The sequence below is a fragment of the Hydrobacter penzbergensis genome, assembly GCF_900106985.1.
Classification (GTDB): domain Bacteria; phylum Bacteroidota; class Bacteroidia; order Chitinophagales; family Chitinophagaceae; genus Sediminibacterium; species Sediminibacterium magnilacihabitans.
In genome coordinates this window covers 194612-202046 of record NZ_FNNO01000007.1, presented here as the reverse complement: position 1 = coordinate 202046, position 7435 = coordinate 194612, and the positions used below count along the sequence as shown (strand labels likewise).

Sequence of the window (7435 nt, the reverse complement as noted above, 5' to 3'; positions counted from 1 at the left end):
TTTTTCATTTTTAAGCTTGAGTGTTATGAGCATGGAAATGATTGTTTTCTTAATATCATCTTTGAAGGCAATAATGATCAGTGGTATGGCATTATTCTGTACTGCACACGAGATACGCTCAATAGGATTTTTTCTCATTGCCGATTTCATACACATAGTTCGTTAATCAGAGCTAATCTTTCAGAAAATGTTCTTGCTCTTAATTTTCAAAAAGATTTCCCAATGCGAAATATAGAAATTATTGAACTGCCACTTCAACTGAAAATGATTATAGAAGAAGATACCGGATCGCCGACCAAGGGCTATTACACTATAAATGATCCTGAAGAAAATATTTTTAGTCAATATGGAGGTATAATTGACCCTGAACTTCCATTTTAAAACATTTTGCTTTATGATATCTGAATTTTCTACAGAACAAAAAGCCTTGTATGAATGTGTTGTAAGTGATTGGAAGAATCGATCTTGTCGCTACAAACAAGAAGACTATAAAAGTGATTGTGCAATTGTTCTTATAGACATTTTTAAATCTCAACAGTTTTCTTTTCCAGAGATTATCATCCTCGATTCTCCGTTGGCATGCCTATTGGTTCAACTTGTAATAAAAACGTTTACAGAAAAGGAGACCCCTAATAGATTTGAGATTCGACATTCAATACACGAGGCATGGGAAATTATTATGCTGACAAACCAATGCTTTAGTGTTGCTTATGATTTAAATAGGCAAGAAGACATTATTCTTGATAACGTATGCGATGTATTGAAAAAGAAAAGAAGAAGTATTTATGCTGGTAATATTCAACCCAAGGGTGGGAACTTTTTTGAACAAGTCTTTCATCAACGTAATATTGACAGTGTAAAGAAAATGCTTAGCTATTCCATATGGGAGGCATATTTCCTCGAATCACCTGTATTTAATAGTGATTTTATGCTTTCTTCTTTAAATCAGTATATTGATCTTAACGGTAAAAATTATCCCTGGACTTATAATTCTTTGGTGTTTTATGATTTTATGACGAGGCTGCAAGTAATTAATGATCCTCTTTTCAATGATTTAAAATCAATGTTACTCAATAACTTCTTTGATATTGTGTATTTTGGAAATATATGCCTTATTTCGAAACTTCCTCATTGGGTTACAAGAAACGAAGAGGGACAATTGCATAGTTACGATGGAGATCCTGCAATTGAGTTTGCAGATGGGTATCGGCTCTATTTTGAGAATGGCAAAAGAGTATCAAAATGGGATGCCTATGCTAATTTGTTCTAGACAATGACCGGAAGGCCATTTGCTCAATCACTCATCTATTCATAGAAAATTTGTAGCTTTAACCATGCTTCAGATTAAAAATCATATTTCTGATATATCTGTGCTATGTACTACTCATGGTGTGAAACATCTTTATGCGTTTGGTTCTGTACTTACAGACCAATTCAACACAGACAGCGATGTTGACTTGCTAGTAAATTTCCTTCCCATCAGTGTAACTGAATATGCAGATAACTATTACCATCTGAAATTTTCACTTGAGGCGATATTGAATAGAAGAGTTGATCTTTTAGAAGAGAAAGCGCTCAAAAATCCGTTTTTTATAAAAGCTATTGAAAATCAAAAACAGCTTTTATATGGAGCTTGAAGTACGCTATTAGCTTGTACGGGCAAGCAAATAGGTTTAGGCCACCTGTTTACAGGTATCAGCCCACTGCTTAGGATGCCAAGGTGGGCAGGAAATTGTATAACGGTTATACGACTCACATTGTATTTTTTCTAATCGTGTAAACTACCTTGTTAGAGGTTTTTGAAAATTTCACAAGCCACCTATTTGCCAGGGGAATACGGTGTATCTTCTATTCCTTAAAACCTTTAGTTATGGCAAGACAATACGGAACCATTAAAATCACCGGAACCATTGGCGGGATTTGTTTCTATCAAATGGACGGTGAACACTATGCCCGGGCAAAGAGCAGCTTGAGCGGCAAGCGTGTGAAAACGGACCCGGCTTTTCGCAGCACAATGGCATATGCAGGGCTGATGGGCCGGGCATCGAAGATCGCGGCAAAATTAAAAATAGGACTGACCCGCGAGGAAAGAAGAAACATCAACCACTCAAAGCTGACAAGACAGGTGCAGCGCTTATTGAAGGAAGGAAAAACGGAACAGGAAATTTTGAATGAAATGCCCCATTCAAAATTCAAAACAAAAGAAGTAGTTAGCCGTTAGTATACCAGTAGTGTGTCAGTAGTGTTCCTGTAGTACACTTCTAGTATACTTAAAGCGTCCTTCTAGTATAGTAAAAGCGTCAGTCAAGTTACCTTCTAGTGTAGTAAAAGCGTTAAACAAGTGATCTTCTAGTGCACCTCCAGTGAGCCGACATGCTTTTATATCATTTCATGCTGCATTAGCAGAAAATTTCTTGATAGAGCTTAATTGATTTCGTAAAAGAACGCTTTCCTTCTCAATATCAAAATCATCCTGTAATCCAAGCCAGAACTTTGCAGTGTTGCCAAAGTATTTTGATAACCTCAATGCGGTATCGGCTGTTATTCTACGATTCCCTTTAATAATGGCAGATATCCTGGTTTGAGGAATACCTGTATCCATAGATAACCTGTAAGCAGATATGCCTAAAGGAATTAAAAATTCCTCTAGCAACACTTCGCCCGGATGAATATTTCTAAGTTTTTTCATTTTATTGATTTTAATGTTAATCTATGATCTCGACCCCCTGACTCATTAATGCGGCGACACAGCCTTTAGGCCAATGATTGAGCCAATGAGTGTGATGAGAAAAAACACCCTCCAAAAATCCGCGGGTTCTTTAAAGACAAGAATACCAACCAATACAGTACCTACTGCACCGATGCCTGTCCATACTGCATAAGCTGTGCCAAGTGGCAAGCTCTGCGTGGCTTTCATGAGCAGGTACATACTGATGGTGAGGCAGACCAGGAAACCTGCATACCAAAGGGTAGCCGTGCTGCCGCTGCTGCTCCTGGCTTTACCCAGACAGGATGCGAAACCCACTTCGAATAATCCGGCAATGATTAAAATGATCCAGTTCATATTGAGGCAATTCGCGCAAAGGTAGCCAATAAAAAAGCCCGCCATTGCTTTAACGAGGGCGGGCTTTTTTATTGGCGATCAATCGATCAGGCAGCTTTCTTCATGGCCGCGCCTTTTGTATGCTCTGCAACAAGTTTGCGGGTCATACGTGTAGTAGCCATACCACAGGCAGGGCATTTACCGTCTTTGGTGCCAGTGCCTTTCATACAATGTGCACAGTAATAAGTACCCAATTGTACTTTATCTGTTTTGCAACTGGCACATTGTCCACCATCTTTTGTAATGGCATAACACTTCGGACAGGCCCAGGCGGCAGGATTCTGAACTTGTTTGGGTTTCGCGGCAGCGGTAGCAGGAGCAGGAGCAGTTGCTGCGGGCGCGGCTGGCTTTTGTTGTGCAAAGCCTGTTAATACAAAAGCCAGGCAAATACTTAATAAGATCGTTTTCATTATATAGGTTTTGATGTTAAATTACTCTTTTGAGATGGTTTATCAAAGCGAATCCATCTTTTTTAACAGTAAAAAAATCAATAAGAATGCACCATCGCTAGGGCTTCTCTTGCCATTTGCTGGTTGTATTCAAAAGTGAGTTTCTTATGATTCACTAGATCAACAATCGTGCCTATCAGGCACAAGCCCCCTGTGAACAAATACAATAAACCCATGCCGTTCTGTTTTACCATGAAACGTTGTATGCCGCCTACGCATACGAAGCCCAATATGCAACCTATCAGGATATCGTCGGTTTTACGGCGTTTGCCATTGTATACAGCGATAAAACTTTGCAGTTGTTCATCGCTCAGTTCACGGGTGATGCTTTGCAGGTGAACCAATTCTTCGCCTTCCAGGGCGGGAATCATGGTAATAAGGTTGGGTTTCATTTGTTTGGTTTGTAGGATAAAGCAATTGTTTGATACGGATAAATATAATAATTACTGCGGGTATTCCTAGTGGGTGACTGGAAAAGGAATCGCGCAGGTTCAGGTGCAGGGCATAATGAATCGCATGGCCGATGCCGCAACCCGGACAACGCGTAAAACCGATCCATTTAAAAGGACAAAGTGAAATGCCGATACCACCTTCGGGCCGCAAAAACAGCAGCAGCAATGCCATCACCCAAAACAATAACTCTGTTCGCGCCCGGCACCATTGAACACACCTGGTACAATAAGATGATATGGTGATGGCAAAACGGTTCATTTTCCAAATGCAGCAATATTGCTGCTGAATATTTTTACGGCAATGGCCAGTAGGATCACACCAAAGAATTTACGGATAGCCAACAAGCCGGCAGGACCCAGGATGCGTTCAATGAATTTCAAAGAATGTAAAACAAGGTATACTACCAGAAGATTGATGAGGATACCCGATAAGATATAAACGGTTTCGAAGTTTGCTTTAAGCGACATGATGGTAGTAAGCGTGCCGCTACCGGCAATGATAGGGAAGGCAATGGGCACCACGCTTCCAGCATTGGTATCTTTATCGCCTTTGAAAATCTCATGCCCGAGTACCATTTCCAATCCCAATAAAAAGATCACTATTGAACCACCTACCGCAAAAGAACGTACATCCAGTCCCAATGTTTTCAAGAACGGTTCCCCCACAAACAGAAATCCGATCATCAGCAATCCTGAAACAAGCGTTGCCTGTGTTGTTTTGATGCCGCCCATTTTTTCTTTCAGGGCAATGAGCAATGGGATCGACCCCACAATATCAATCACGGCAAACAAGGTGAAAGTAACAGTAAGGAGTTGATCGAAGCTGAGAGACATCGGGTGCAGTTTGACTAAAGATAAAAAAGATATTTTATTGATCGTCACCCTGAGTGAACGAAGTGAACCGAAGGGCCTGCTTCACACTCAGACAGATCCCTCGGCTTCGCTCGGGATGACGTTGGAATGACGCTCGGGATGACGATCAATTTTTACTTGGCCTATGCCATTCTTTTCCTTCAATGGAATGGTTGTACAGTACTTCATGCGCAAAGCCCACCCCGTTTTGATAGAGCCTGACCACACAACCATAATGCAGTGTAAAAGCGTCGAATGATTCTTTCAATGGTGTATGGGTAATATGCGAGAGGATGCTGCGAAGCACGCCGCCATGGGCTACGATCACAGCAGGACCCGGATGCTGTTGTATTTGTTCAAAACAATCGACCACACGTTTGTGCATCCTGGTATAGCTTTCACCATTGGGTACTGCTACATGCACAAAATCTTTCATCCAGGGATCGATCTCTTCTTTAGGGATATCATCCCAGGGTTGCATTTCCCAGGCGCCGCAATCCAATTCTTTCAAATGATCGTGAAAATGAATGGGATACTGTGGGAAAAGGGCTTCCGCCAATTTCCTGCAACGTTGCAAAGGACTGCTGAAAACAGTGCTCACAGTTTGTGGTAAATGGGCTTTGGTGCGCAACATTTCTTCCGGAAAACTGTCGGTTACATCAAGATCTGTTTGCCCGTAACAGATGCCTTTGGCGATGGCGGGAGTGGTATGCCGGATGAGGTATATATCCATAATCGTGCAAATTAACGGATAATGAAAAACACCGATAAATAAAACACCAGTTCCGTTAATTGTTGTGTGGCGCCGAGACAATCGCCGGTATAACCGCCGATCCATTTATGGAAATACCGTCCGGCCCACCAGCATGCAATGCCCATGGGTAATAATACCAGCCAGAACACAGGCTTTAGCAGCAACATGGGCAATACAGCGCCTATCCCTGCTATCAATAATTCAAGCATTGTTAACTTACGGCTCGCAATAGGTTTGCTTTTGCTGGTATCGGTGTCCTGCACATACGAATAAGATTGCATGATACCAATGGCCATGAGCCTGCTGGTGCTGTGTGCCGTTATTAGCACTAATGCCAATTGCAAAGGATCGCAAAGAGCGTTAAGAGAAGAAAGTAACAAAAACTTAAAGCCAAGCACACCCAGTAATCCTATTACACCGTAGGTACCCAGGCGACTATCTTTCATGATCAGCAATATCTTTTCTTTAGTCCATCCTCCTCCAAAAGCATCGCAGCAATCGGCAAAACCGTCTTCATGAAAAGCGCCGGTAGCCAAAATAGTAGCCAGCATTGAAAAAGCAATAGAAAGAGAACCGGGCAAATATTTGTTCAACAGAAAAAATACCCCGCCGCCTATAACACCTACAACGAGTCCAACCCAGGTAAAATACCGGGCAGCTTTCTGCAGCATCCCGCTGCTATGGTCAATATTATGCGGAACAGGAATGCGTGTAAGGAACATCACGGCAGTAAGAAAAACATGCCATTGATGTTTCAATCCCGTTTTGTTTTGCGTTTGTTCCATATCGGTTATTCTTCACTCTTTTTTTCTACTCCTGCGCTTTCAAAGCTGGCCATTTCACAAAGAAAATTAACGGCGCTTTGCACCAGTGGAATGGCCAGGGCAGCGCCCGTTCCTTCACCCAGCCGCATACCCAACTGCAATAGGGGCCTGGCTTCTAGGTGTTGCAACATTTTCTCATGGCCGTGCTCACCACTGTGGTGTGCAAAAATGCAATGATCCAATACAACAGGGTTCAGCTCTTTCGCAATGAGAAGAGCGGCCGTTGCAATGAATCCGTCTACCAATATCACCATTTTTTCTTCGGCTGCCTGCAAATACGCGCCGACCATCATGGCAATTTCAAAACCACCCACTTTCGATAAGAGGCCAATGGCATCTTTGTCATAAGCTTTCAGGTGATGCTTTTGTGCAACTGTTTCCAGCGTACGGATCTTTGTTTGCAATTGTTCGTCCGATGCGCCGGTTCCACGCCCCGTGCAGGCTTCAATCGATAAGCCTGTCAATGCATTCATGATCAGTGAGGCCGAAGAAGTATTGCCAATACCCATTTCACCAAAGCCAATACAATTGCATCCTTTGGTTGCCAGCTGGTGTACAATTTCTTTTCCTTTTGCAATGGCTGCATTTGCCTGCTCACGGCTCATGGCTGGCGCTTCGAGATAATTATGCGTGCCTTGCGCAATCTTCGCATGAATGAAATGAGGATGATCGGGAAATTGGGTAAAATCGTGGTTCACGCCGGCATCCACTACTATCAACTCGATGTTGTGTTGCCTGGTGAAAACATTGATGGCGGCGCCTCCATGCAAAAAGTTCAACACCATCTGTGCCGTTACGGCCTGTGGATAAGGGTTGACGAGTCCGGTTGCGGCGATGCCGTGATCACCCGCAAAAACAACAATATGCGGATGGCGGATGACAGGGCGAACGGTTCCCTGTATCATGCCTGTTTGTAATGCGATTGTTTCAAGCGCGCCCAGCGCGCCCAATGGTTTGGTTTTATTGTTGATGGCCTGTTGCAGTTGCTCTTGTAACATAAT

14 protein-coding genes are annotated in these 7435 nt (G+C 42.6%); 5 read left to right on the top strand and 9 right to left on the bottom strand.

Features of this window, described 5'->3' with window-relative positions; genetic code table 11:
- The 4 genes from BLU98_RS17800 to BLU98_RS09685 form a co-directional block, all read left to right on the top strand.
- Positions 1-381 (top strand): hypothetical protein (locus tag BLU98_RS17800; protein ID WP_257574868.1); only part of this gene is annotated, 381 nt, incomplete at its 5' end.
- Positions 382-394: 13 nt separating this feature from the next.
- Positions 395-1270, top strand: a complete 876-nt coding sequence (locus BLU98_RS09695; RefSeq protein WP_092723816.1) for a hypothetical protein — start codon at positions 395-397, stop codon at positions 1268-1270.
- A gap of 64 nt (positions 1271-1334) precedes the next feature.
- On the top strand, positions 1335-1637 hold the full coding sequence (locus BLU98_RS09690) for a nucleotidyltransferase family protein (RefSeq protein WP_092723815.1): 303 nt from the start codon (positions 1335-1337) through the stop codon (positions 1635-1637).
- Between the two features lie 233 nt (positions 1638-1870).
- Positions 1871-2221: a hypothetical protein gene (locus BLU98_RS09685; protein ID WP_092723814.1), complete on the top strand. Its 351-nt coding sequence runs from the start codon at positions 1871-1873 to the stop codon at positions 2219-2221.
- Positions 2222-2389: 168 nt separating this feature from the next.
- On the opposite strand, the gene BLU98_RS09680 is transcribed toward BLU98_RS09685, so the two are convergent.
- The 5 genes from BLU98_RS09680 to BLU98_RS18070 all read right to left on the bottom strand — a co-directional run bounded on the left by BLU98_RS09680 (position 2390) and on the right by BLU98_RS18070 (position 4065).
- Positions 2390-2689, bottom strand: a complete 300-nt coding sequence (locus BLU98_RS09680) for a HigA family addiction module antitoxin (protein ID WP_092723813.1) — start codon at positions 2687-2689, stop codon at positions 2390-2392.
- Positions 2690-2734: 45 nt separating this feature from the next.
- The gene (locus BLU98_RS09675; protein ID WP_092723836.1) at positions 2735-3064 is read right to left on the bottom strand and encodes a DMT family transporter; all 330 of its coding nucleotides are present in this window, start codon (positions 3062-3064) and stop codon (positions 2735-2737) included.
- A gap of 86 nt (positions 3065-3150) precedes the next feature.
- The gene (locus tag BLU98_RS09670) at positions 3151-3513 is read right to left on the bottom strand and encodes a hypothetical protein (RefSeq protein WP_092723812.1); all 363 of its coding nucleotides are present in this window, start codon (positions 3511-3513) and stop codon (positions 3151-3153) included.
- A gap of 77 nt (positions 3514-3590) precedes the next feature.
- Positions 3591-3944, bottom strand: coding sequence for a TM2 domain-containing protein (locus BLU98_RS09665; RefSeq protein WP_092723811.1), 354 nt, complete (start codon positions 3942-3944; stop codon positions 3591-3593).
- Positions 3868-4065 (bottom strand): DUF2752 domain-containing protein, encoded by a 198-nt coding sequence (locus tag BLU98_RS18070; protein ID WP_371937840.1) that lies wholly within the window; start codon positions 4063-4065, stop codon positions 3868-3870. The genes BLU98_RS09665 and BLU98_RS18070 overlap by 77 nt, the downstream gene beginning before the upstream one ends.
- A 10-nt stretch (positions 4066-4075) precedes the next feature.
- Here BLU98_RS18070 and BLU98_RS17795 point away from each other — a divergent pair, with 10 nt between their 5' ends.
- Positions 4076-4216: a hypothetical protein gene (locus BLU98_RS17795; RefSeq protein WP_257574867.1), complete on the top strand. Its 141-nt coding sequence runs from the start codon at positions 4076-4078 to the stop codon at positions 4214-4216.
- Positions 4217-4259: 43 nt separating this feature from the next.
- Here the strand turns inward: BLU98_RS17795 and BLU98_RS09655 are convergent, their stop codons facing one another.
- The 4 genes from BLU98_RS09655 to cobT form a co-directional block, all read right to left on the bottom strand.
- On the bottom strand, positions 4260-4838 hold the full coding sequence (locus tag BLU98_RS09655; protein ID WP_092723810.1) for a MarC family protein: 579 nt from the start codon (positions 4836-4838) through the stop codon (positions 4260-4262).
- A 145-nt stretch (positions 4839-4983) separates the two neighbouring features.
- Positions 4984-5589, bottom strand: coding sequence for an alpha-ribazole phosphatase (gene cobC, locus BLU98_RS09650; RefSeq protein ID WP_092723809.1), 606 nt, complete (start codon positions 5587-5589; stop codon positions 4984-4986).
- An 11-nt stretch (positions 5590-5600) separates the two neighbouring features.
- A complete protein-coding gene (locus BLU98_RS09645) occupies positions 5601-6395 on the bottom strand; it encodes an adenosylcobinamide-GDP ribazoletransferase (protein WP_257574866.1) in 795 nt (264 codons plus the stop codon).
- 5 nt (positions 6396-6400) lie between these two features.
- Positions 6401-7432: a nicotinate-nucleotide--dimethylbenzimidazole phosphoribosyltransferase gene (cobT, locus tag BLU98_RS09640; RefSeq protein ID WP_092723808.1), complete on the bottom strand. Its 1032-nt coding sequence runs from the start codon at positions 7430-7432 to the stop codon at positions 6401-6403.
- Positions 7433-7435: the final 3 nt, after the last annotated feature.

Bases quoted from the DNA above. Each gene is read 5' to 3' on its own strand.
- BLU98_RS09695 (WP_092723816.1), top strand. From the start codon at position 395: ATGATATCTGAATTTTCTACAGAACAAAAAGCCTTGTATGAATGTGTT.
- BLU98_RS09655 (WP_092723810.1), bottom strand. From the start codon at position 4,838: ATGTCTCTCAGCTTCGATCAACTCCTTACTGTTACTTTCACCTTGTTT.
- cobT (WP_092723808.1), bottom strand. From the start codon at position 7,432: ATGTTACAAGAGCAACTGCAACAGGCCATCAACAATAAAACCAAACCA.
- BLU98_RS09665 (WP_092723811.1), bottom strand. From the start codon at position 3,944: ATGAAACCCAACCTTATTACCATGATTCCCGCCCTGGAAGGCGAAGAA.
- BLU98_RS17795 (WP_257574867.1), top strand. From the start codon at position 4,076: ATGCCGCAACCCGGACAACGCGTAAAACCGATCCATTTAAAAGGACAA.
- BLU98_RS09670 (WP_092723812.1), bottom strand. From the start codon at position 3,513: ATGAAAACGATCTTATTAAGTATTTGCCTGGCTTTTGTATTAACAGGC.
- BLU98_RS09685 (WP_092723814.1), top strand. From the start codon at position 1,871: ATGGCAAGACAATACGGAACCATTAAAATCACCGGAACCATTGGCGGG.
- BLU98_RS09675 (WP_092723836.1), bottom strand. From the start codon at position 3,064: ATGAACTGGATCATTTTAATCATTGCCGGATTATTCGAAGTGGGTTTC.
- BLU98_RS09680 (WP_092723813.1), bottom strand. From the start codon at position 2,689: ATGAAAAAACTTAGAAATATTCATCCGGGCGAAGTGTTGCTAGAGGAA.
- BLU98_RS09645 (WP_257574866.1), bottom strand. From the start codon at position 6,395: ATGGAACAAACGCAAAACAAAACGGGATTGAAACATCAATGGCATGTT.
- cobC (WP_092723809.1), bottom strand. From the start codon at position 5,589: ATGGATATATACCTCATCCGGCATACCACTCCCGCCATCGCCAAAGGC.
- BLU98_RS09690 (WP_092723815.1), top strand. From the start codon at position 1,335: ATGCTTCAGATTAAAAATCATATTTCTGATATATCTGTGCTATGTACT.